Source organism: Komagataeibacter medellinensis NBRC 3288, assembly GCF_000182745.2.
GTDB classification, from domain to species: domain Bacteria; phylum Pseudomonadota; class Alphaproteobacteria; order Acetobacterales; family Acetobacteraceae; genus Komagataeibacter; species Komagataeibacter medellinensis.
Genome location: NC_016027.1, coordinates 2,744,577 through 2,768,243 on the forward strand (window position 1 = coordinate 2,744,577; position 23,667 = coordinate 2,768,243).

19 protein-coding genes and 2 tRNA genes are annotated in these 23,667 nt (G+C 63.9%); 17 read left to right on the top strand and 4 right to left on the bottom strand.

Annotated features, from left to right (window positions below):
• The first annotated feature begins 9 nt into the window (after positions 1–9).
• Positions 10–2,499, top strand: a complete 2,490-nt coding sequence (locus GLX_RS12855; protein WP_014106392.1) for an AsmA family protein — start codon at positions 10–12, stop codon at positions 2,497–2,499.
• The gene (locus GLX_RS12860) at positions 2,496–3,260 is read left to right on the top strand and encodes an ATP12 family chaperone protein (protein WP_014106393.1); all 765 of its coding nucleotides are present in this window, start codon (positions 2,496–2,498) and stop codon (positions 3,258–3,260) included. Before GLX_RS12855 ends, GLX_RS12860 begins: the two co-directional genes overlap by 4 nt.
• 157 nt (positions 3,261–3,417) lie before the next feature.
• On the opposite strand, the gene ispF is transcribed toward GLX_RS12860, so the two are convergent.
• A complete protein-coding gene (ispF, locus tag GLX_RS12865) occupies positions 3,418–4,587 on the bottom strand; it encodes a 2-C-methyl-D-erythritol 2,4-cyclodiphosphate synthase (protein ID WP_014106394.1) in 1,170 nt (389 codons plus the stop codon).
• 228 nt (positions 4,588–4,815) lie between these two features.
• Here ispF and dusB point away from each other — a divergent pair, with 228 nt between their 5' ends.
• The 8 genes from dusB (at position 4,816) to GLX_RS12905 (ending at position 14,861) form a co-directional block, all read left to right on the top strand.
• Positions 4,816–5,907, top strand: a complete 1,092-nt coding sequence (dusB, locus tag GLX_RS12870; protein WP_050856133.1) for a tRNA dihydrouridine synthase DusB — start codon at positions 4,816–4,818, stop codon at positions 5,905–5,907.
• Positions 5,904–7,049, top strand: coding sequence for a two-component system sensor histidine kinase NtrB (locus GLX_RS12875; protein WP_014106396.1), 1,146 nt, complete (start codon positions 5,904–5,906; stop codon positions 7,047–7,049). Before dusB ends, GLX_RS12875 begins: the two co-directional genes overlap by 4 nt.
• Before the next feature lie 33 nt (positions 7,050–7,082).
• On the top strand, positions 7,083–8,534 hold the full coding sequence (gene ntrC, locus GLX_RS12880; protein WP_014106397.1) for a nitrogen regulation protein NR(I): 1,452 nt from the start codon (positions 7,083–7,085) through the stop codon (positions 8,532–8,534).
• Complete coding sequence (locus GLX_RS12885) at positions 8,531–10,798, top strand: sensor histidine kinase NtrY-like (protein WP_014106398.1); 2,268 nt, start codon at positions 8,531–8,533, stop codon at positions 10,796–10,798. Before ntrC ends, GLX_RS12885 begins: the two co-directional genes overlap by 4 nt.
• On the top strand, positions 10,788–12,179 hold the full coding sequence (ntrX, locus tag GLX_RS12890; protein WP_014106399.1) for a nitrogen assimilation response regulator NtrX: 1,392 nt from the start codon (positions 10,788–10,790) through the stop codon (positions 12,177–12,179). Before GLX_RS12885 ends, ntrX begins: the two co-directional genes overlap by 11 nt.
• Positions 12,180–12,303: 124 nt before the next feature.
• On the top strand, positions 12,304–12,588 hold the full coding sequence (gene hfq, locus GLX_RS12895) for an RNA chaperone Hfq (protein WP_014106400.1): 285 nt from the start codon (positions 12,304–12,306) through the stop codon (positions 12,586–12,588).
• On the top strand, positions 12,585–13,895 hold the full coding sequence (hflX, locus tag GLX_RS12900) for a GTPase HflX (RefSeq protein WP_014106401.1): 1,311 nt from the start codon (positions 12,585–12,587) through the stop codon (positions 13,893–13,895). The genes hfq and hflX overlap by 4 nt, the downstream gene beginning before the upstream one ends.
• Before the next feature lie 129 nt (positions 13,896–14,024).
• Positions 14,025–14,861, top strand: coding sequence for an inositol monophosphatase family protein (locus tag GLX_RS12905; protein WP_041247422.1), 837 nt, complete (start codon positions 14,025–14,027; stop codon positions 14,859–14,861).
• A 118-nt stretch (positions 14,862–14,979) separates the two neighbouring features.
• Here GLX_RS12905 and mazG read toward each other — a convergent pair whose 3' ends face one another.
• The gene (gene mazG / locus GLX_RS12910; protein ID WP_014106403.1) at positions 14,980–15,768 is read right to left on the bottom strand and encodes a nucleoside triphosphate pyrophosphohydrolase; all 789 of its coding nucleotides are present in this window, start codon (positions 15,766–15,768) and stop codon (positions 14,980–14,982) included.
• A 98-nt stretch (positions 15,769–15,866) separates the two neighbouring features.
• Here mazG and argC point away from each other — a divergent pair, with 98 nt between their 5' ends.
• The 5 genes from argC (at position 15,867) to GLX_RS12935 (ending at position 20,814) form a co-directional block, all read left to right on the top strand.
• Positions 15,867–16,802: an N-acetyl-gamma-glutamyl-phosphate reductase gene (gene argC, locus GLX_RS12915; RefSeq protein ID WP_014106404.1), complete on the top strand. Its 936-nt coding sequence runs from the start codon at positions 15,867–15,869 to the stop codon at positions 16,800–16,802.
• Between the two features lie 75 nt (positions 16,803–16,877).
• Positions 16,878–16,961, top strand: a tRNA-Leu gene (locus tag GLX_RS12920).
• 61 nt (positions 16,962–17,022) lie between these two features.
• Positions 17,023–18,204, top strand: a complete 1,182-nt coding sequence (locus GLX_RS12925) for a phosphoserine transaminase (RefSeq protein WP_014106405.1) — start codon at positions 17,023–17,025, stop codon at positions 18,202–18,204.
• 80 nt (positions 18,205–18,284) lie between these two features.
• Positions 18,285–19,436 carry an ATP phosphoribosyltransferase regulatory subunit gene (locus GLX_RS12930; protein ID WP_041247423.1) on the top strand — a complete coding sequence of 384 codons (1,152 nt, stop codon included), beginning with the start codon at positions 18,285–18,287 and terminating at the stop codon, positions 19,434–19,436.
• Positions 19,437–19,524: 88 nt separating this feature from the next.
• Positions 19,525–20,814 (top strand): adenylosuccinate synthase, encoded by a 1,290-nt coding sequence (locus GLX_RS12935; RefSeq protein WP_014106407.1) that lies wholly within the window; start codon positions 19,525–19,527, stop codon positions 20,812–20,814.
• Positions 20,815–20,945: 131 nt separating this feature from the next.
• Here GLX_RS12935 and rpoH read toward each other — a convergent pair whose 3' ends face one another.
• Together rpoH and GLX_RS12945 are read right to left on the bottom strand one after the other, a co-directional pair.
• Positions 20,946–21,842 carry an RNA polymerase sigma factor RpoH gene (gene rpoH / locus GLX_RS12940; RefSeq protein WP_014106408.1) on the bottom strand — a complete coding sequence of 299 codons (897 nt, stop codon included), beginning with the start codon at positions 21,840–21,842 and terminating at the stop codon, positions 20,946–20,948.
• 243 nt (positions 21,843–22,085) lie between these two features.
• Entirely contained in the window at positions 22,086–23,057 is a 972-nt protein-coding gene (locus GLX_RS12945; RefSeq protein WP_014106409.1) for an RluA family pseudouridine synthase, read from the bottom strand.
• Between the two features lie 48 nt (positions 23,058–23,105).
• Here GLX_RS12945 and GLX_RS12950 point away from each other — a divergent pair, with 48 nt between their 5' ends.
• Together GLX_RS12950 and GLX_RS12955 are read left to right on the top strand one after the other, a co-directional pair.
• Entirely contained in the window at positions 23,106–23,459 is a 354-nt protein-coding gene (locus tag GLX_RS12950; protein WP_041247424.1) for a hypothetical protein, read from the top strand.
• A gap of 91 nt (positions 23,460–23,550) precedes the next feature.
• Positions 23,551–23,626: transfer RNA gene (locus tag GLX_RS12955), tRNA-Glu, on the top strand.
• The last annotated feature ends 41 nt before the right edge of the window (positions 23,627–23,667 follow it).

A 23,667-nucleotide genomic window follows, 5' to 3' on the forward strand; every position in this document is an offset into this window, starting at 1 on the left:
GGAACTGATATGGCACAGAACGGAAATGCACGGCGGATACTGCTCGGGTCCGTTGCCGCACTTGTGGTGGTGGCAGGTGCAGGCGGGCTTGCGGTCCGCTCCATGCTTGACCCTGACAGCCTGCGCACCAGGGTCATTGCCGCAATAGAAAAGCAGACCGGTCGCCAGGCGCGGCTAGGTGCGCTGGAGGTCCATATCCTGCCCAGCCCGTCGCTATCCGTGCGCGATGTGGGGCTGTCGGACATGGCCGGTGGCGCCTATGCCGACATGCTGACGGCGGACCAGTTGCAGGCCAGCATTGGCGTGATGGGGCTGCTGCACCACGAACTGCGGCTTGATGGTGTGCGCCTGACCCATCCCGTGCTGCACCTTGAGCGCACGGAGGCGGGCGAGGCCAACTGGCGCCTTGCCCCCGCCGGCGCGCAGGCCACGGCAAAGCCGGATGCGACGACCAGGCAGGCGGCATCCGACTGGAAGGTGCAGGTGGGCAGCGTGCGCGTAAGCAATGCCGACCTGGACTGGGATGATCGCCTCTCGGGCAGCAGGGGCAAGGTGGTGCTGGACCATGTCAACCTCGCGGGGGTGGATGGAGCACAGCCGCAGCTTGACGTGGCGGGCCATAATGATGGCGGCAGCTTTACACTTACGGGCCATACCGGGGCGATCAATCTCGCATCCACCGCGCGCAGCGGCTGGCCGGTGGCGCTCAAGGCCGCGTTCGTGTCTGGCGGGCAGCCGGTCGGACAGCTTGCGGTGGATGGCACCGTGGCCGACCTGGACCACATGAAAGGCTACAATATCAAGCTGGATGGCAACGTGGCCAGCCTGAAAGCCGTGGAGTCGCTGCTGCCGGGCCGCAGCCTGCCCGATGTGCGTCGCCTGTCGTTCAGGGCAAACGTGGTGGATGGCAGCGCCGCAGGCAGTGCGGGCAGCACCCCGCTGCTGAACAGCGTACACCTTGATACCGGTGCGGTGGATGCGGGGGCATACCTGTCAGGCCTGACATTGCAGGGACTTTCGATCGACGCGCCGGGGCCGAAGGATGCGGTGAGCATCCGCAGTCAGGGCCAGTGGCAGGGGCAGGCGCTTAAACTGTCTGGCACACTGGGTTCGCTCCAGCAGATGGATGCGGCCGTGATGTCCCATCTGGCTGACCCGCTGCCGCTCTCGCTTGACCTGTCGGGTGATCCGGGTTCGCTGCGGGTGGCGGGCACGCTGGGTGGTGGTCACGCGGTAGTGAATATCGATGCCGCCGCCAGCACGCTGGCGCTTCCCGGTGGCGGGGTCATCGACCATCTTGCCGCCTCGACCCATCTGGTCAGCGAGGATAATGGCGCGCATTTCCAACTGTCGGACATTATGGTCAAGAGCACGCAGGTCTCGCTTACGGGGTCGCTGGATCTGTCCATGCATGGCGGCACTGGCGGCGTACCGCTGGCCAGTGGCGCGCTTGCGGCAAGCTGGCTGAATGTTGATGCCCTGATGGGCAGCGCGACCGGAACCAAGGCCGATGCGAAAAGCGTGAGCGCCCCCCCACAGCCTGCTACCAGTGATGACAGCCTGCCCTTCGACCGCTTGCGCAAGATGGATGCCGACCTGCGTCTGAGCGCCGATCAGATGGAATTCGAGGGTGATGAATACCACAACGCCCTGACCCATGTCAGCCTGCGTGGCGGTCGGCTTGTGGTGGACCCGCTGCAGGCGCAGGGCACGGGGCGTAGCGTGTCTGGCCAGTTCGTGGTGGATGCATCGGGCAGCGTGCCCACCGTTTCGGGCACGATCGGCACGCTGGTGCTGCCGGCCGCGTGGGTGGAAAGCCGCGCCGGGCTGTCCAGTCTGGTGCAGGGTGCCCTGCAGGTTGTTGGTACGGTCCATACGCAGGGCAGTACCCGCACCGAACTGCGTAACGGCATGACCGGGCATATGGGTGTGTCTATGGTCAATGGCACCATCAGTGGTGGTGCGCTGGGTGAAATGCTGGGTGATGCGGCGCGTGGCACGCTGGGTTCCGGCCCCATCCCGCTGCGTTGCTTTGGCATTCACATGAGCATGGCGAACGGGCAGGCCAATGTGGATACCATCGGCATGCAGACCAGTGCGCTGACGGTAACCGGCCACGGCACCGTGGGTATGGTCTCGCAGGCGCTGGATCTGCGCCTTGTGCCGCAGGTCATGATCAGCGGTACCGGGGCCAGCGTACCGCTGCGCGTAGGCGGCACGCTGACGGCACCCCGGCCCAAGATGGATGCGGGGTCTGACGGGCGCTATGCCATCGGGCTGCTGCTGGGGGGGGCATCCAGCAACACCGTGGCCGATCCATGCCCGGCGGCGTTGAAGGCAGCGCGTGAGGGGCAGGCTGGCCCGCCGCCCGCTGCCGCCGCCCCGCCGGCGGAGGGTGGCAGGAATGCGGATGTCAACAAGCTGGTGGAAAAGGCCAGGGCCTCCCCTGACGTGAAGAAGGTTGGCAACCTGCTCAAGGGGCTGGGGATCCTGAAATGATGAAGGACGGCGTACGCCCCCCCAGCCCCCAGGTGCCCGCGCGGCGCAGACGCTTCTGGGCGCAGGCATGTATCGCCGCCGTGGCGGAAGGCGGTTTTACCGTGGAGCTCGATGGCCGTGGCATTCGTCTGCCTGGCGGTGCGGCACTTGTGGTGCAATCTGAAGCGCTGGCCAGTGCGATTGCAGGGGAATGGGCAGCGGCGGGTGGAGAAAAGGGCGGGCATTTCACCCCCGATGACCTGCCCATGACCCGTATTGCCGGTACCATGATCGAGCGCGTGGCCCCGGACCCGATGGCACAGGTGGCGGCCCTTTTGCAGTATGTGGATGGGGAACTGCTGTGCTACCGCGCCGACTATCCCGCTCAACTCTGTGCGCGCCAGCATGAACTGTGGGACCCGCAATTAGCATGGCTGCGCGCGCGCCATGGTATCGACATGACGGTCACGACGGGCATCATGCCGCTTGTGCAAGCGGAAGGGGTGCATGCGGCATGGCGTACCCTTGTCGCCGCGCAGGATAACGCAACCCTCGCGGCACTGGGTGTTATGGTGCCCGCGATGAAAAGCATCGTGTTGGGGCTTGCGGTGGTGACCGGCGCGCTATCGGCTGCAAAGGCTGCCGATATTGCCACGGTGGATGAACGCACCCAGATGGATATATGGGGCCATGATGCCAAGCAGGTTGAACTGCTGGCGGCGCTAGCGGCGGAAGTGGCGGATGCCGATCGTTTCGTGCAGCTGTGCCATGAGGCAAAATGATGAACTGAACAGAAGTTTTTGGGTGCCGCCTTTTTTCAAAAAGGCGGCGTTCCTTAAAGCTTTTTGGGAAAAAGCTTCACCAAAAACTTCTTTCAGTCTTCTGAATACAAAAACGGCCCGGTATCACACCGGGCCGTTTTTTGTGGCGATGCGCCAATCAGGGCACCAGAACCGTAGCACTTGCCAGACAGGCTATGCCTTCCTCGCGCCCGGTAAAGCCAAGGCGTTCTGACGTGGTGGCCTTGACCGAGATGCGGTCCACATCAACCTTCAGCAGTTCGGCTAGGCGCACGCGCATGGCTTCCGAATGCGGGCCGATCTTGGGGCGTTCACAGATCAGCGTCACATCGGCATTGACCAGCATGCCGCCGCGCTGACGAATGCGCTCGCCCGCATGGACCAGGAAGCGCGCGCTGTCAGCATCCTTCCACTCGTTCTGGCTGGGTGGGAAGTGACGGCCAATGTCGCCTTCCGCCAGTGCACCGTAAATGGCGTCGCATAGCGCATGGATGCCCACATCCGCATCCGAGTGGCCGGCAAGGCCGCGCGTGTGGGGCACATTGATGCCGCACATGATCAGGGGCCGGTTCTCGGCAAAGGCATGCACGTCATAGCCCGTGCCGGTGCGCGGCAGCAGGGTCGGGCCGATCAGGCGTTCGAGGCGCACCAGATCCTCCTTGTAGGTCAGTTTGATGTTGTCTTCCGAACCGGGAACGATGGCAACGTGGTGGCCGGCCTGCTCCAGCAGGGCGGCGTCATCGGTGGCGTCGGCGGCGGTGGCCCCGCGGTGCAGGTCGCGCAGCAGAGCAAAGCGGAAGCCTTGCGGCGTCTGGGCGCGGAACAGGTCGGTGCGGGGCACGGTATTGGTAATGATGCCATCTTTGGCACGCTTGATGGTATCGGCCACCGGCACGGCGGGGATCACGCCCGCGTGCTGTTCCAGTGCCGCGATCACGCCCTGTGTCACGCTGCCGGGCACGTAGGGGCGCGCGCCGTCATGGATCAGTACCAGTTCGGGCCGCGCGCTTTCGGGCAGGCGGTCAAGGGCGTCCAGCCCGGCGCGCACGCTGGCCTGGCGCGTATCGCCACCGGGCACGACCGGCAGGACCGTGCAGCCAGATGGCGTGAAGCCTTCCAGCGCACTGCCCAGCAGGACGGGGTCGCCCACCGGCTGGATGATGCCCACATGGGGGGCAAGGGCATCCGCCGCATGGCGGATGACGGGCCGTCCGCCCAGCGTGACATACTGCTTGGCGACGGAGGTCGCGGTCTGGGCGCTGTACCGGCTGCCCTGGCCCGCGGCGAGAAGAATGGCTGCAACACGCATGATGCGGAGCAATGCGGCCATGTGGCCCCCACGTCAAGCATTCTGCGTGTGGCAGATGGCATACACCTGTGTGGTAAAATGTTGCTCCAATGCACTGAACCTGATTGCACGGGGCGGCAGGAGCGGGTATTCTGCCTAAATCATAAGCATTATTGTCTTATATTACAGGAGCCGGCATGGTCCCGTGCGCCGCGCGCGCGGCTGGCAGGCCGGCGGGAAACGGGGTTCATGTCGTCTCAACTGCTGTCACCGATCGACCTGGGGAGCGGTGTCGTCCTTCAGGCACCCGTGATCCTGGCCCCCATGGCCGGGGTGACGGACCTGCCATTCCGCAAGCTGGCGCGCAGGTTGGGGGCGGGGCTGGTGGTTTCGGAAATGATCGCATCCTGGGCGATGGTGCGGGAGAACGAGAACACGCTGCGCATGGCCGAAGTGGCCGATGACGGTCCCAATTCCGTCCAGCTTGCAGGCTGCGACCCCGATGCGATGGGGCAGGCCGCGCGCATTGCGGTTGATCGCGGGGCAGACATCATCGACATCAATTTCGGTTGCCCGGTCAAGAAGGTGGCGGTGGGACAGCTTGCCGGCTCGGCCCTGATGCGTGACGAGGTGCAGGCCGCCCGCCTACTCGAAGGCGTTGTGCGCGCCGTTGATGTGCCGGTCACGCTGAAGATGCGCATGGGCTGGGACCACGACCATCTCAACGCCCCCCGCCTGGCCCGTATTGCACAGGAATCGGGCATACGCATGGTAACGGTGCATGGCCGCACCCGCCAGCAGTTCTACAACGGCACGGCGGACTGGTATTTTGTGCGCAAGGTGGTCGATGCGGTGGACCTGCCGGTCATCGTCAATGGCGATATCCTGACGGTGGAGGATGCCCGTGTGGCTCTGGAGCGTTCAGGCGCGCGTGGTGTGATGATCGGGCGCGGCTGCTATGGCCGGCCATGGTTTCTGGCGCAGGTGGCGCGCGCGCTGGTGGATGGCGTGCATGTGGCCGAACCCGACCTGGCTGCGGAAAAGGCCATCGTGCTGGAGCATTACGGCATGATGATCGACCATTTTGGTGCCCATCCCGGTCTGCGGCTGGCGCGTAAGCATGTCTCGTGGTACTCGGCCGGCTTGCCGGATTCGGCGGGTTTCCGCGCTGCCGTGAACCGGGTCGATACGGTCGATGCCGCCATTGGCATGATCCATGAATTCTATGATCGCCAGATCGCGGCGGGTAACGTGCGCGGGCCACGCCCTTCCACAGTGGAGGCGGAACGGGCTGCCGCACAGACAGTCACGACACAGATAGCCACAGCACAGGCCGCATGAGCGAAGGCCGGTTCCCGCCGTCCGGCCACAAGCCCTGTGCGCCGGACAACATAACGGGCAATGGCCGGGTCGTACTCGATTCGATGGCGCTGCCGGTCATGGTGGTGCGCGCGGATAACGCTATCGGTTACGTCAACAGTGCCGCGGAACCGTTTTTCGGCATGTCGCGCGGGCATCTGGTAATGATGCGCCTGACCGATATCCTGCCCGCCGACAGCCCGCTCTTCCTGCTCATGGAGCAGGTGCGCGCGCAGGACCATACGGTGGTCGAGCATGAAGTGATGCTGGAAAGCCCGCGCCTGCGCCACGAAGGGGTTACGGTGCAGGGCGCCCCGGTCATGGAGGAGCCCGGTGCGGTCGTACTGACCTTCCATGATTTTTCGGCCGTGCGCGTGTTGGACCGCCAACTGACCTTCCGCTCCGCCGCCCGCAGTGTTGCGGGGATGGCCGCCATTCTGGCGCATGAGGTCAAGAATCCGCTTTCCGGCATACGGGGGGCGGCACAATTGCTGGAAACATCGGTTGGCGAATCTGATCGTGAGCTTGCGGTTCTGATCCAGGATGAGGTGAACCGCATCCGCGATCTGGTGGATCGCATGGACATGTTCAGCGACCGCCCGATCGAGCGCAGGCCGGTGAACATCCACCGTGTGCTTGAGCATGTGCGCAGGCTGGCCCAGCAGGGTTTTGCAGCCGACATCCGCTTCGAGGAAGTCTACGACCCTTCCCTGCCGCCAGTATGGGGCAACCGTGACCAGTTGGTGCAGGTGCTGCTCAACCTGGTCAAGAACGCCGCCGAGGCGCTGGACAGCCACCCCGAAGGGGGCGAACCCGCGCAGATAACGCTCACCACCAGCTACCGCCCCGGCATATGGGTTTCCACCGGCGGGGCGGGCCAGCGCGTGCAACTGCCGCTGCTGGTCTCGGTGCGTGACAACGGGCCGGGAATTCCCGAGAACATCCGCCCGCATCTGTTCGAGCCGTTCCTGACCACCAAGGCTACCGGCAGCGGGCTGGGGCTGGCGCTGGCGGGCAAGATCGTGGGAGACCACGGCGGCGTGATCGAGGTGGAAAGCCAGCCCGGCCGGACCGATGTCCTGCTGCACCTGCCTGTTGTTACTGAAGAGCGGGGCGTGCCGTAAGGCCCCCGACCGGATCTGAGAGACCTATAGCGAATGTCGCTACCCACCATTCTAGTTGCCGATGATGACCGTTCGATCCGCACCGTGCTCAGCCAGGCGTTGGGGCGCGGGGGCTATCAGGTCCGCGCCACGGGGCAGGCTTCTACCCTGTGGCAGTGGGTGGAGGAGGGTGAGGGCGACCTCGTCATTACCGATGTGATCATGCCCGACGAGAACGGGCTGGACCTGATCCCGCGCATCCGGCGCCTGCGCCCCGATCTGCGCGTTGTGGTGATGAGCGCCCAGTCCACGCTTATGACGGCAGTCAAGGCAACCCAGCGCGGCGCGTTTGAATACCTGCCCAAGCCCTTTGACCTCAAGGAAGTGCTGGCCGTGGTGGCGCGCGCGCTGGCAACACCAGCAGTACCGGTGCAGTCCGCCCTTGCCCCCCAGACCGAGGAGCAGATGTCGCTCATCGGCCGCTCTGTGGTAATGCAGGATATCTATCGCATTATCGCCAGGCTTACGACATCCGACCTGACCGTCATGATCAATGGTGAGAGTGGAACCGGCAAGGAACTGGTGGCACGCGCGCTGCATGATTACGGGCGCAGGCGCGCGGGGCCGTTCGTGGCCGTCAACATGGCCGCCATCCCGCGCAACCTGATCGAGAGCGAACTGTTCGGTCATGAGCGCGGGGCTTTTACGGGAGCCACTTCGCGGGTGGCGGGGCGTTTCGAACAGGCAGCGGGTGGCACGCTCTTTCTTGACGAGATCGGGGACATGCCACCCGAAGCCCAGACCCGGCTCCTGCGTGTGCTGCAAGATGGTGCGTTCACGACCGTGGGCGGCACGATACCCATCCGCGCCAATGTCCGCATCATTGCCGCCACTCACCGTGACCTGCGCCAGGCGATCCGGGCCGGTACGTTCCGCGAGGACTTGTACTACCGCCTGAACGTGGTACCCATGCGCCTGCCCCCCCTGCGTGAGCGGGTGGAGGACATTCCCCTGCTGGCGCGGCATTTCCTGAATGCCACGGCCGATGGCGCGGGCCCCGTGCGCGTACTGGATGACGAGGCGATGGCCCGGTTGCAGACCTATCGCTGGCCGGGCAATGTGCGCGAACTGGAAAACCTGATGTGCCGCATTACCGCGCTGCACCCGCAGGAAAGTATCGGGGCGGATATCGTGGCCAGCGAACTGGCGGAGGCCACCAGCCTTGCCCCGCAGGGGGAGGGCATGGGCGGCGGGCAGAGCGAAACACTGGCCGAGGCGGTGGAGCGGCACCTGCGCCGCTTCCTGGCATCGGGGCAGGAGGGTATGCCGATGAGCGATATCTATGACAAGGTGATTGCCGAGGTCGAGCGCCCGCTCATTTCCATGACGCTGGCCGCAACACGCGGCAACCAGATCCGCGCGGCTGCCATGCTGGGCCTGAACCGCAATACCCTGCGCAAGAAGATCCGTGACCTTGACATCCCCGTCGTGCGCGGCGGAGCATGAGTTCGCCCCCTACGCCACGGTCGGGAACCGCCTACCGGCTGGCACGGCACATGCTGGACATGCTGGTGCGGCGCAATGTGGCGCTGGTGCTGGTGCTGCTTGCACTGGTGCTGGGGGTTGCGACCTTCGTGGTGCTGTCGGGCGGCAAGTCGCTGGCACACCACCCGCAGATCCAGGCGCTGGTCTTCATCCTCAACTTTCTCGTGTTGCTCCTGCTGGCCACGTCGCTGACCGAAAAAGTGGGCCGCGTACTGGCCGAGCGCCGTAGCGGGCTGGCAGGGGCGCGGCTGCATGTGCGGCTGGTCACGCTGTTTGGCATCGTGGCCGTGGCACCGACCATCGTGGTGGGGACGTTTGCTGCCGTATTCTTTCACTACGGTATCCAGATCTGGTTCAGTGATCGGGTGAACACGGCGATGAACGAGGCGCTGGAGACATCACGCGGCTACCTGCAGGAACATAACGCCAATATCCGCACGGAAGCCTTCTCGCTTGCCAACTATCTGGTCAGCGCCCAGAGCGCGCTGGCCGGTTCGGGCAACGACCTGCTGCATGACCCCGATGCGCTGGCACAGGTGCTGGATTCACAGGCAACGCTGCGTGGGCTGGATGTGGCGGTGGTGTATGATCCGTTCACCAATACTGTCGTGGCATCGGGCGGGTTGATGGGGCGGGCAGCCAACCTCAAGGACCTGCCGCCGCCCGCCGCCACCCTGATGGCGCGCACGAACGAGATCGCAATCCTTGATTCGCCCGATGAAAAGACGGTCCGCGCGGTGGTGACGCTGGGCGATACGCCGCCGCTCATGCTCATGATCGCACGCCCCGTGGACCCCGATATCCTTGAGCACATGCACCGCACCGAACAGGTGGTGGCCGACTACCAGCGCCTGAACGGCAACCGTGGCAAGATCCAGTTCACCTTCGTGCTGATCTTTGCGCTGGTGGCGGTGCTGGTGCTGGGGGCGGCTATCCTGATCGGGCTCATGCTGGCCAACCAGATCGTGCGTCCGCTGGGGCTGCTTATCCTGGCATCTGAACGGGTAAGCAAGGGTAACCTGGACAGCAACGTGCCCGAGGGCGACCGCGATGACGAGGTCTCCAGCCTGTCGCGCGCCTTCAACCGCATGACCTCCCAACTGGCCAGCCAGCGCGCGGAACTGGTCAACGCCACCAACCAGATCAATGAGCGCCGCAGGTTTACCGAAGCCGTGCTGTCGGGTGTGTCGGCTGGTGTGATCGGGCTGGACGCGCAGCGCGTGATCGAACTGCCCAACCGTGCCGCCAGCGTGCTGCTGCACCGTGACATGGAAAGCTGCATTGGCCAGCCCCTGTTCCAGGTGGTGCCGGAACTGGCCGACATGCTGACGCGCGTGGCCCATGATGGCGCGCGTGAACTGACGGGTGAGGTGCAGGTACTGGCCGGCGGCCGCGCCTGCACCCTACTGGTCCGAATCGGGGCGGAGATACAGGCCAGTCTTAATGGTGACGTTGCGGGCGGCTATGTGGTTACATTTGATGACATAACAGCCCTGCAGGTCGCGCAGCGCAAGGCGGCGTGGGCAGACGTGGCGCGCCGTATCGCGCATGAGATCAAGAACCCGCTCACCCCCATCCAGCTGGGTGCGGAACGCCTCAAGCGCCGCTTCCTGCGGGAGATCACGTCCGATCCCGATACCTTTGTGCAGTGCGTGGACACCATCATCCGCCATGTGGGAGATATCGGGCGCATGGTGGATGAATTCTCGGCCTTCGCGCGCATGCCCCAGCCTGTCATGCGGATGGAGGACCTGTCGCGCATCGTGCGCGAGGCGCTGATCCTGCAACGCAATGCCCACCCTGAAATCCTGTATGAAGTCACCCTGCCCGACCGGGGGCCACAGGTGCGCTGTGACCGCAGGCTGATCGGTCAGGCGCTGACCAACCTTTTGCAGAATGCGGCGGACGCCATCGCCATGCATCGCGTGTCCCAGCCTGTGGACGGGGATGGCGTGATTGGCACGATCCGTATTACATTGCAGCAGGCCGATCCGAACGTGCTCCTGATTGTGGAGGATGACGGAGTCGGGCTGCCAGTTGAGGATCGTGCCCGGCTGACCGAACCGTATGTGACCCACAAGCCCAAGGGAACCGGCCTTGGCCTTGCGATCGTCAAGAAGATTCTTGAAGATCATGGCGGCACTATCGGACTGGAGGATCGTGCCGGGGCCAGGGGAGCTGTATCGACGTTGATCTTGCCGATAAAGGATGACCATGGGGCATGAAATCCTGATCGTCGATGACGAGCCGGATATACGGCTCCTTATCGAGGGTATTCTCGCCGATGAAGGATACGAGACGCGGCTGGCCGCGGATTCGGATTCCGCCATCGCCGCGTTCAGGGAGCGCAGGCCGTCGCTTGTGGTGCTGGATGTATGGCTGCAGGGCTCGCGGCTGGACGGGCTTGGCATTCTCAACATTCTGCACAGGGAAGAGCCGTCCGTTCCGGTCATCATGATATCGGGCCACGGCACGATCGAGACCGCCGTCGCTGCCCTGCAGCACGGTGCCTACGATTTTATTGAAAAACCCTTTCAGGCGGACCGCCTGTTGGTGGTGGTCCGTCGGGCGCTGGAAGCCTCCCGCCTTGCGCGAGAGAACGCGGAACTGCGCCTGCTGGCGGGTTCGGGCACGGTGCTGGAGGGGAAAAGTGCGGCTATCGTTGCCGTGCGCAACCAGATCGACCGCGTGGCGCCCACGGGCTCGCGCGTGCTGATCTCGGGGGCGGCGGGCACCGGCAAGGAAGTGGCGGCACGGATGATCCATGCCAGTTCCCGCCGGGCGGAAGGTCCGTTCATAGCCCTGAACTGCGCCACTTTGGCACCCGGCCGGTTCGAGGAGGAACTGTTCGGCATGGAAGGTGGCGATGACGGCACGGGCCGGCGCACCGGCGTGCTGGAACGTGCCCATGGCGGCACGCTGGTGCTTGATGAAGTGTCCGACATGCCGCTTGAAACACAGGGCAAAATCGTGCGCGCGCTGCAGGACCAGACATTCGAGCGGCTGGGGGGCGCGCGGCGGGTCAAGGTGGATGTGCGTGTGCTGGCCACCACCAACCGCGACCTGCAATCCGAGATCGCGATGGGCCGCTTCCGCGAGGATCTGTATTATCGCCTTGCGGTGGTGCCGCTGCGCATTCCCAGCCTGCGCGAGCGGCGCGAGGACATACCCGAACTAGCCCGCATGTTCCTGGACCGGGCGGCCGAGACGGCGGGCCTGCCCCTGCGTGAACTGTCAGGCGACGCGATTGCCGCCCTGCAGAGCTATGAATGGCCGGGTAACGTGCGCGAACTGCGCAACCTGATGGAACGCCTGCTGATCATGATGCCGGGTAACAGTGCAGACCCCATCCGGGCCGACATGCTGCCCTCCACCGTGGGGGAAGGGGCACCGGCACTTCTCAAGTTTGATTCTGACGAGGATGTGATGGGCCTGCCCCTGCGTGAGGCCCGCGACCTGTTCGAGACCCAGTACCTGCAGGCGCAACTGTTGCGCTTTGGCGGGAACATCAGCCGTACGGCAGGGTTTGTGGGCATGGAGCGCAGCGCGCTGCATCGCAAGCTCAAGCAACTGGGCGTTACCTCCGAGGACCGCAACGCGGGATGAGCTTTTGCCCGTCAGGCGCATGCCTGCTAGACAACGAACTGTGATACGGACGGTGGCAACGCCGTAGCATGACACGCGAGTGTGCCGTGTACCCCGCCCAACAAGTAACAAGTAAGGCCCTGCCGTGGCAAAAGAACCTTCACAGAATGTACAGGACGTGTTCCTCAACCACGTCCGCCGGTCCAAGACGCCGGTTACCATTTTTCTCGTCAATGGGGTCAAGCTCCAGGGTATCATCACCTGGTTTGACAATTTCTCCGTCCTGCTGCGGCGCGACGGACATACGCAACTGGTCTACAAGCATGCGATCAGCACGGTCATGCCAGCCTCCCCGGTCAGCCTGTTCGAGCCACCCGCCGAGGGTGGTGCGGTGGAGGAGCGTGCACCCACGGATGGCACCCTGTCGTGACGGCTGGGCAGCCTTCTTCTGCCACGCGGGCTGCGGTCATCCTGCCGTGGGAACGCCCTGACCGGCACGATGATGCCCGCGCTGCCGAAGCCCGGCTGGAGGAAGCGGTCGGACTTGCCGCCTCTATCGGGCTGGTGGTGGTGTGTCAGGCAGTGCTGCTGCTGCGTGCGCGCAGACCGGCCACCCTGCTGGGCGGTGGGCAGGTCGAGTCGCTCAAGGAAACGGTAAAGGCGGACAACATAACCGTTGTCATCATCGACTCCCGCCTGACCCCGGTGCAGCAGCGTAACCTTGAACGCGCGCTGGGCTGCAAGGTGATCGACCGGACGGCCCTGATCCTTGATATCTTTGGCGAGCGCGCGGCCACGCGTGAAGGCACGCTGCAGGTTGAACTTGCCCATCTGGAATACCAGCGCAGCCGGCTTGTGCGCACATGGACCCATCTTGAACGCCAGCGTGGTGGCTTTGGCTTCCTTGGTGGCCCTGGCGAAACCCAGATCGAGGCCGACCGCCGCATGATCGGCGACCGGATCGTGCGTCTCAAGCGTGAACTCGAACAGGTGCGCCGCACCCGTGGCCTGCACCGGCAGGCCCGCAGGCGCGTACCGTTCCCCATCGTAGCGCTTGTGGGCTACACCAATGCAGGCAAGTCCACCCTGTTCAATGCGCTGACCGGTGCCAGCGTGTACGCGCAGGACCAGTTGTTCGCCACGCTGGACCCCACCATGCGCGGCATCCAGCTACCATCGGGGCGGCGGGTGATCCTATCCGATACGGTGGGTTTCATCAGTGACCTGCCGACCGAACTGATCGCAGCCTTCCGCGCAACACTGGAAGAAGTGGCAGAGGCCGACATCATCCTGCACGTGCGCGACGTCTCGCACCCCGACAGCGCATCACAGCGCAATGACGTGATCGAGGTGCTCGAAGGCATGGCCCGCAATGGCACGATCGAGGAAGACTGGCAGGGCCGTATCATCGAGGTGCTGAACAAGGCCGATCTGGTGGGCGGACGCGAGGCTGTGGGCGCGCGGCCGGGCAATGTGGTTATTTCCGCCATTACCGGCGACGGGCTGCCCGACTTGCTGGCCGCGATTGACGAGCGCATGACGCGCGCGATGGAAGTCGCGCTCTATCATGTGCCCCTGACGGAAGGGGCGGTCATGGCATGGCTGTATGAGCATGGTGAAGTGACGGGGCGTGAAGATGGGGAGGATGGGGCGGACATGACCGTACGCCTCTCTCCCGCCAACCGCGCGCGCTTCGAGATGCAGTTTGGCGCTATCGTGACCTGCCTGGAAATATGATGGCGCAGTCATGCAGTGTGACATGGGGTGTTGACCGTGGCGTGACCGGGGCAGGGGTGGAAAACCGATGCCCGCAGGCGCAGGATTGCATACGGATAAAGGACTGACATGCAAGGCGCGGAGGCTGCAATGACGGAACGGATCACACTGGCGGACATGCACACGGTGGTGGGAATGATGCGCGGGGCGGCAAAGCGCCACGTCATGCCGTTCTTCCGCTGCCTTGCTCGTACCGACATCCGTGCCAAGAGTGGTCCACTGGATATTGTGACCGTGGCGGATGAAGCCTCCGAGCGTGACCTCACAGCCGCCCTGCAGGCGGCGTGGCCCGATGCCCTGGTGGTAGGAGAGGAAGCGGTGGCGGCCGACCCCGCCATTGTGGACGGGCTGGTTACGGCAGACCTTGCCTTCGTGATCGACCCCATTGACGGTACCGCCAATTACGCGGCAGGCGTGCCGCTGTTTGGCGTTATGGTCTCGGCCGTGATGGGTGGTGAAGTTGTGGGCGGGGCGATCCTTGACCCGGTCTGTGATGTTGTGGCCCTTGCCGCACGTGGGCAGGGGGCATGGCTGGAAGATGGCACCGGCGCCACGCGCGCCCTGCATGTCGCCCCGCCTGTCCCGGCGTGCGAGATGGCGGGCAATGCCTCATGGCGCTACCTGCCGCCTGATCTGCGTGATGTAGTGACGCACAACCTGCCCAAGGTTGCGGGATCATGGGATTTCCGCTGTGCGGCGCACGAATACCTGATGCTGGTGGATGGGCGCTGCCACTTCCTGCTGTTCAATCGCACCCTGCCGTGGGACCATCTGGCAGGCTGGCTGATCCATGCGGAGGCAGGTGGCTACAGCGCGCGTTTTGATGGCAGCCCTTACCGGGTAACGGACCGCAGCGGTGGCCTGCTGTATGCGCCCGACCGCGAAAGCTGGCAGGCGCTGCGTGACCTGCTGCTGACGCCGGGCTGAAAACAGAAAGCAGTTTTTGGCGAAGCTTTTTTTTAAAAGCTTCGAAGAATTCTGCCTTTTTGAAAAAAGGCAGCACCCAAAAACTTCTATTCAATAAATTACAAGGTTACTGCAGGAATCAGTCCTGTGCCGCGCGCTCGCGGCGTTTGACCGCCTGCCAGCCTTCTTCCATCGTCTTGACGTCTACATCCACAAGCGCCAGCCCACGGTCGGCCAGGTCTTGCTCAACGGCGGTGAAGCGGCGCGTGAACTTGGCGTTGGCCTGGCGCAGGCAGGCTTCGGGGTCCATGTCCAGCTTGCGGGCCAGGGTAGCCAGCGTGAACAGTACGTCGCCCAGTTCGTCGAATATCTTCTCGCGGTCGCCGCTTTCCAGTTCGACCTTCAGTTCATCCAGTTCCTCGTCCACCTTGGCCGTAACGTCGGTTACGCTATCCCAGTCAAAGCCGGTACGAGCCGCGCGCGCGGAGAGCTTGCGCGCGCGCAGCAGGGCAGGCAGGCCAATGGGCACGTCATCGAGCGTGCCGGTGCGGTTGCGGGCCATGCGTTCCTGCGCCTTGCCGCTTTCCCACTGACCGGGTGTGGCCTCTGTCTCGCTAAACACATGCGGGTGGCGGCGGACCATCTTGTCACCGATCAGGGTGGCTACGGTTGCGAAATCGAACATCCCTTTCTCATCAGCCATCTGGGCGTGATAGACCACCTGTAGCAGAAGGTCGCCCAGTTCATCGGGCAGGCTGTCCCAGTCGCTGCGCGCTATGGTGTCGGCCACCTCATAGGCTTCTTCAATGCTGTAGGGTGCGATGGAGGCGAAGTCCTGCTCCCGGTCCCATGGGCAGCCGGTCTGCGGGTCGCGTAGGCGGGCCATGATGTCCAGCAGGCGTTGCACGGCGGGGGCGGCATCTTGCATGGGGCGGTTTTCCTGCCATGTTCATGTTGCGGTCGGGCACAGCTTTTGTATAGATCGCGCACCCCAAGGCGGGAAGTTTTTATCGGGACGGGCAGGACATGAGCAGCGACGGACAGGCAACGGTCTTTATTGATGGTGAGGCTGGCACGACAGGACTGGGCATTCGCGACCGCCTGCGTCATCTGCCGGTCACGCTGCGCTCCATTGATCCCGCCCTGCGCAAGGACTCGCAGGCGCGCCGGGAGATGATGATGGCGGTGGATGTGGTGATCCTGTGCCTGCCTGATGCCGCGGCGCGTGAAGCCGTGGATATGGCCGATGCCATGGGAACGGATGCACCCCGTATTCTTGATGCCAGCACCGCGTTCCGTACCGACCCCGCATGGGTTTACGGTTTTCCCGAAATGGATGCGTCCCAGCCTGATGCCATCCGCAAGGCGGCACGGGTATCGAATCCGGGCTGTTACCCCACCGGGCTGATCGCGCTGCTGCGTCCGCTTGTCAGTGCCGGGCTTGTGCCGGCGGACTATCCGGTCTGCATCAACGCGGTCAGTGGCTACAGCGGTGGCGGCCGCAGCATGATCGAGGCGCATGAGCGTGAAGGTGGCCCCGCCTTCGAGCTGTACGGGCTCGGGCTTGGCCACAAGCACATACCGGAAATGACGCTGTATGCGGGCTTGGCGCAGGCGCCCATATTTGTGCCCTCGGTCGGGCATTTTCCGCAGGGGATGATCGTATCGGTGCCCCTGCATCTGGACAGGCTTCCAGGCCGTGTGGGCATTGCCGACCTGCATGCAGCCCTTGCCGCCCATTATGCGGGTTCGGACCGTATTGCCGTGGCCGATCCCTGTGCCAAGCTGGTGGCCGATGCGCTGGCGGGCACCGACCGGATGGAATTGCGCGTGCATGGCAGTGACGATGCACGCCAGGCCGTGCTGACCGCGCGGCTGGACAATCTGGGCAAGGGCGCATCGGGGGCGGCATTGCAGAATCTGGCGCTTATGCTTGGGCTGGAACCGCCGCCGTCCGTGTGATATAGCGGGTCCGCAAGACGTCCTAGGACTGATTGCCGTAGTCGCCCCGCCCGTTCCGGGGTGGGATGAGCGTATGCGAGAGTGACGGAACGGTAGACGTAGTCGACTCAAAATCGACCGCCGCAAGGCATGGGGGTTCGAATCCCCCCTCTCGTACCAGTCTGGCGCACCGGCCATTTCCCGGTGTTGCTGTTTCCCTGCCCGTGTCGCGAACAGGACAATGTCTCCCTTGCCTGATGCCCTTATGGAAAAGCCGTCCGCACGGCCTGCAAATCCGTGCTTTTCTTCCGGTCCGTGCGCAAAGCGGCCGGGCTGGTCGCTCAATGCCCTGTCGGGGGCGCTGGTGGGGCGTTCGCACCGCTCGACCGAGGGGCGTGCACGCCTGAACGAGGTCATTACCCGTTCAAAAGCCATCCTTGGCATGCCCGAAGGCTGGGTGCTGGGCATCGTGCCCGCATCCGATACGGGTGCGGTGGAAATGGTGCTGTGGTCCATCCTGGGCACGCGGCCGGTGGATGTGCTGGCGTTCGAGAGCTTCTCCGCCACATGGGCCAATGACATCATTGCCCAGCTGAAACTGCCCGATGCCCGCGTGTTCAAGGCCGATTACGGCGAGATCCCGGATCTGGGGCAGGTGGACTGGGCACGTGACGTGGTGCTGACATGGAACGGCACGACATCGGGCGCGCGCCTGCCATATGATGCCGCCATCCCCGCGCAGCGTGACGGGCTGGTGATCTGTGATGCCACATCGGCCGCCTTCGCCATGGACCTGCCATGGGACAGGCTGGATGTGGTCACATGGTCGTGGCAGAAGGTACTGGGTGGTGAAGCCGCTCACGGCATGCTGGCCCTGTCGCCACGTGCGGTGGAGCGACTGGTTTCCACGCCAGCCCCCCGTCCGTTGCCCAAGATTTTCCGGCTGACCGGCAGCAAGGGCCTGATCGAGGGTATTTTCCGTGGCGACACCATCAACACGCCGTCCATGCTGTGCGTGGAAGATGCGCTGGATGGACTGAAATGGGCGGAAGAGGCTGGCGGCCTGATGGGGCTGATCGCGCGGAGCGAAGCCAACCTGGCGGTCATCGCCACATGGGAAGCAAAGTCCGACTGGGCGCAGTTCCTTGCTGCCAATCCGCGACATCGCTCCAGTACGGCCATCTGCCTGCGCATTGTAGCACCGTGGTTTGTGGCACTTGATCATGAAGCCCAGACAAGGGCGGCAAAAAAGATCGTCTCCCTGCTGGGCACGGAAGGGGTGGCGCTGGATGCAGGTAGCTACCGCGATGCCCCGCCAGGCCTGCGGTTATGGGGTGGTGCCACGGTCGAGGCTTCCGACCTGCAGGCCGTCCTGCCCTGGCTGGACTGGGCTTACGCGCAGGTGCGCGACCAGCACGCCTGAACCCTTCCCGCTCCCATGTCCGCCCCATCCCGCTCTGGCTCCGGCCGAGGGTGGGATGCAGCATGATAGGCTCCCCGCATATGACTGATGATCCGCCGTTCAACCCAGCCTTGCTGCCGGCTGGTTTCGTGGACAGGCTCCCGCCCGAGGCCGAGGCCGAGGCCGCTGGTGTCGAGACGCTCATGCGCGTGTTCGCAGCCCATGGTTATGACCGCGTAACGCCGCCGCTGCTGGAATTCGAGGAAACGCTCCTGTCCGGTTCGGGCGCTGCGGTTGCGGACCAGACCTTTCGCCTGATGGACCCCGATACGCGGCGCATGATGGCGCTGCGGCCCGACATGACGCCGCAGATCGCCCGCATTGCGGCAACCCGTCTGCCCGATGTACCGCGCCCGCTACGCCTGGCCTATGCCGGGCCATGCGTGCTGATGGCCGCCAACCGGGGCGATGGGGACCGCCAGATCTCGCAGGCGGGTGTGGAACTGATCGGACCCGACCGGCCGGAAGCGGATGCGGAAATCATTGCCATCGCGGCGGAATGTCTGGCTACGCTGCGGGTTCAGGGTGTGTCGTTTGACCTGACCATGCCCGCGCTGACCACGGCCCTGCTTGATGCCGGCGGGTTTGATGGACATGTGCGTGGCACGTTGATGCGCGCGCTGGACCGCAAGGATGCCGCCGCCGTTGCGCGGCATGGTGGTGCGTTGGCCGATGTGCTGATCCGTCTGCTGCACGCGGCTGGTCCGGCGCACGGCGCGCTTGCGGAACTGGCGGCCGTTGACCTGCCACCCCAGGCGCGCGCGCTCAGTGTGCGGCTGGCGGCTACCGTGGCTGCGATCGAGGCTCGTGTGCCCGGTATCCGACTGACGGTGGACCCGGTGGAATTCCGTGGCTGGCAATACCATACCGGCGTATGCGTGAGCGTGTATGCCGCAGGCCAGCGCGAGGAGTTGGGCCGGGGCGGTCGCTACCTGTCCAATGATGATGAACCGGCCTGTGGCCTGACCCTGCGGCCTGATATCATCCTGCGCGCGGCCCCGCCATTGCCCAGCCGCACCCGCGTGTTCGTGCCGTGGGGTACTGCGACCGAGGTGGGGGCAGCCCTGCGTGCCGCAGGCTATGCCACGGTCAGCGCCCTGGGGCACGATGGGGATGCGCGGGCACAGGCAGCGCTGTTGTCCTGCCCGCTGGTGGTGGTTGGTGGCAAGCCCGTGCCGGTGGATGAAGCGTGAGCCGTCTCGTCTGAATTTTTCTTAAAACCTGCAGTTTTTTCCGGCTGGCCATGCTGTGCGGGCCGGGCAGCATATCAAGGAGCATGAAATGTCCAACGTCACCGTGATCGGCACCCAGTGGGGTGACGAGGGCAAGGGCAAGATCGTTGACTGGCTGGCCAGCCGGGCGGATGTAGTGGTCCGTTTCCAGGGTGGGCACAATGCAGGCCATACCCTGGTTGTGGGTGAGCAGACCTACAAGCTCTCCCTGCTGCCCTCGGGCCTGGTGCGCGGCAAGATGGGTGTGATTGGCAATGGTGTGGTGGTTGATCCCGAAGCCCTGCTAAAGGAAATTGACCGCGTGACGGCGCAGGGCCTGAAGGTCACGCCCGATACGCTGAAGATTGCCGAGAACGCGCCCCTGATCCTGCCTGTGCATGGTGCGCTGGACCGTGCGCGTGAAGCGGCCCGCGGTGAGCGCAAGATCGGCACGACCGGCCGTGGCATCGGCCCCGCGTATGAGGACAAGGTGGCCCGTCGCGCCATCCGCCTGTGCGATCTGGCCGAGCCGGAAACGCTTGACTGGAAGCTGGACGAGCTGCTGCTGCACCACAACACCCTGCTCAAGGGGCTGGGGGCCGATACGTTTACCAAGCAGGAACTGCTGGACTTCCTGAACGGCGTGGCGCCGCGCGTGCTGCCCTTCATGGCTCCGGTATGGGACCTGCTGGATGACAGCCGCCGTAGCGGTTCGCGCATCCTGTTCGAGGGCGCGCAGGCCGTGATGCTGGACGTGGATCATGGTACCTACCCGTTCGTAACCAGTTCCAACACGGTTGCCGCCAATGCGGGCACGGGCGCAGGTGTTGGCCCCACCAGCATCGGTTTTGTCCTGGGTATTGCCAAGGCCTACACCACCCGCGTGGGTGAGGGGCCATTCCCCAGCGAACTGCATGACCAGATGGGCCGCACGCTGGGTGAGCGCGGGCATGAATTCGGCACCGTGACGGGGCGCCCCCGCCGCTGTGGCTGGTTTGATGCCGTGCTGGTGCGCCGTGCGGTGCGCGTGGGGGGCGTAAACGGCCTGGCGCTGACCAAGCTGGATGTGCTGGACGGGCTGGACGAAATCAGCATCTGCGTCGGTTATGAACTGGACGGCAAGAAGATTACGTCTTTCCCTTCCGCTCCCGGCGCGCAGCAGCGTATCCGCCCGGTGTTCGAGACGATGGAAGGTTGGAAGGACAGCACAAAAGGCGCACGCTCCTGGGCTGAACTGCCTGCGCAGGCCATCAAGTATGTCCGTCGAATCGAGGAACTGGTGGAAGCGCCAGTTACCCTGCTGTCCACCAGCCCCGAACGTGACGATACCATCCTGATGCGCGACCCGTTCGAGGACTGATCAAAACGGGACAGATGTTTCTGTGTGCCGCTTTTTTTGAAATGCGGCATTTCCTGAATGTCTTTAAAAAAAGCCCCACAGGCCATTGGCCTGCGGGGCTTTTTTAATAATAGGGCGGGGAAAGTGTGGGGTCAGGCCGGAACCTGTTCCCCGTGCTGCGCGCGGCGGGTGGCGACTTCCGCCTTCATGGCAGCCTGTAGCTTTTCAAAGGCGCGAACCTCGATCTGGCGCACGCGCTCACGCGAAATGCTGTAGACATGGGACAGGTCTTCCAGCGTGGCCGGTTCATCTTTGAGCCGCCGTTCAGTCAGGATATGGCGTTCACGGTCATTCAGCGTTTTCAGCGCATTGGCCAGAAGCGCCTGCCGACCGGAATATTCCTCGCTCTGGGCAAGGGTTTCTTCCTGGTTGTCGTTGTCATCAACCAGCCAGTCCTGCCATTCCCCTTCGCCGTCCATACGCAGCGGCGCGTTCAGGCTGTGGTCGGGGGCGGCAAGCCTGCGATTCATGTTGACCACGTCCTGCTCGGGCACACCAAGGGACTGGGCAATCTTGTTGACCTGCTCGGGCTTGAGGTCACCATCATCAATGGCCTGCATCTGCCCCTTCAGGCGGCGCAGGTTGAAGAACAGCTTTTTCTGGGCAGCGGTCGTACCGATTTTCACAAGCGACCAGCTATGCAAGATGTATTCCTGTATAGCGGCCCGGATCCACCACATGGCGTATGTCGCCAGCCTGAAGCCACGATCAGGGTCGAAGCGGCGGACCGCCTGCATCATCCCGATATTGCCTTCGCTGATCAATTCACCAACCGGCAGGCCATAACCACGGTAGCCCATGGCAATCTTGGCAACCAGCCGCAGGTGGGAGGTAACAAGTTTATGCGCGGCTTCGGTATCGCCCTTGTCTTTCCAGGAGCGAGACAGGCGGAGTTCCTCCTCGGGGGAGAGCATGGGGAATTTACGGATATCCCGAAGATATTTGGACAGGTTGTTTTCGGGACCGGAAATGAGAGCAGAAGAGGCCATTGCAACGGACTCCTGTTCCAGAGGGATGGGGCATGTGTTAATCCGGTCTAACGTGACCGTAACCGGCGGGGTTGCATCATCACTCTGCTAGACGCACGACTGGACTTCTCACGTCCCCGTATCCAGCCCCCGATTGAGCAGCCTGATACAGGACGTCCAGTTAGCCTGGGGGCGTCGGCCCCGGCGAACAATCACCGAACATACGGATATGACCCCGCTGAGTCAAGAAATGAAGGTTCCGCTTCAGGCAATACTGCCCAGCAGGCTGGTAAAATCATCTGGTGGCGCGGTTTCAAACAGCATCGGCTCACCGCTGCGCGGATGGACAAAGCCCAGCCTGCGCGCGTGCAGCGCTTGGCGGGGAAAGTCGAGTGCCGCATCTTTTGCAGCCGGTGACAGGGCGCGCGCCGCTGCCGGTATGCGGCGCAGGTAAACCGGGTCACCCACCAGTGCGTGCCCGGCATGGGCGAAATGCACCCGGATCTGATGAGTGCGCCCGGTGGCCAGCTTGCATTCCACATGTGCCAGACCGCCATGGAAGGTTTCGAGGATACGGTAATGGGTCAGTGCATGCTTGCCGCCACCATTGGCAATAACCGCCATGCGTTTGCGGTCGCGCCGGTCCCGGCCAATCGCACCATCGAACGATCCCTGTGCCGGGGTGGGAATGCCCCAGCAGATGGCCTGATAGGCGCGGTCCATCCGACGTTCGGCAAAGGCGAGGGAAAGCGCCTGATGTGCCATTTCCGTCTTGGCTGCGACCATGATGCCCGATGTGTCCTTATCCAGCCTGTGTACGATGCCCGGCCGCCGCTCGCCACCTATGCCGGTCAGGCTGTCGCCGCAATGGGCCAGCAGGGCGTTGACCAGGGTGCCGTCCTCGTTGCCCGGTGCGGGGTGGACCACCATGCCCGCAGGCTTGTCGAGCACGATCAGGTCGCGGTCCTCATATAATATATCCAGCGCAATGTCCTGTCCCTGTGGGGTGGTGGGGATTGCGGGGGGGATGTGAATTTCATAACACATGCCTGCCCGCACCGGTTCGGCAGGGTCGCGCAGGGGGCTGCCATTGCGTAGCAGGTGACCGCTTTCCATGAGTGACTTCACGCGCGAGCGCGACAGTGTGTCCACCATGGTGGCGATGAAGCGGTCGGTACGCTGCCCCGCGTCATCCGCACTGGCGATGACGGGGGCAGGGGGGGCTGTGTCGGTCATGGCATGTGTCTATCGGAAAAAACGGCATTCGGGAACGGAAAGCACATAATGGAAAAACAGGGCTCACGCGCGCTGCTTGCTGCGGTTATCGGGATGGGGGTGCTGCTGTTCATCGGTTCGCTGGTGCTGGTCGGGGTGCTGGTGCATCGTATGATGCACCCCCGTCCCGCCGTGCAGTCGGATGCACAAGTGGCTGCATTGCCGGCACGGCCAATGGATGGCGGCATACAGGCGCCGCTGCTGCTGGATGAGGCGCCGGGCACGCATGTCGCATCCGTGACGGCCCGGTCCGACGGGCTGCTGGCCATCGGGTTGTCTGGCGGGGAGGGGGCGGACCGTATCGTGATATGGGACCCGGCGGGGCAGCGTATCGTGGCGCGGTTGGTGATCGGCCATCCCTGAATTGTGGAACCTGGCAGAAAACCGGGAAGGGGGAGTGATTATCCCCTTGCATCAGGTCCGCAGATCGCATAGAAGGCGGCCATCGGCCAGTGTCCCGTTCGTCTAGAGGCCTAGGACGCCGCCCTCTCACGGCGGCAACACGAGTTCGAATCTCGTACGGGACGCCATTTTTTCTCAATAATATGGTCGCTTCATGAAACCCGCCTCA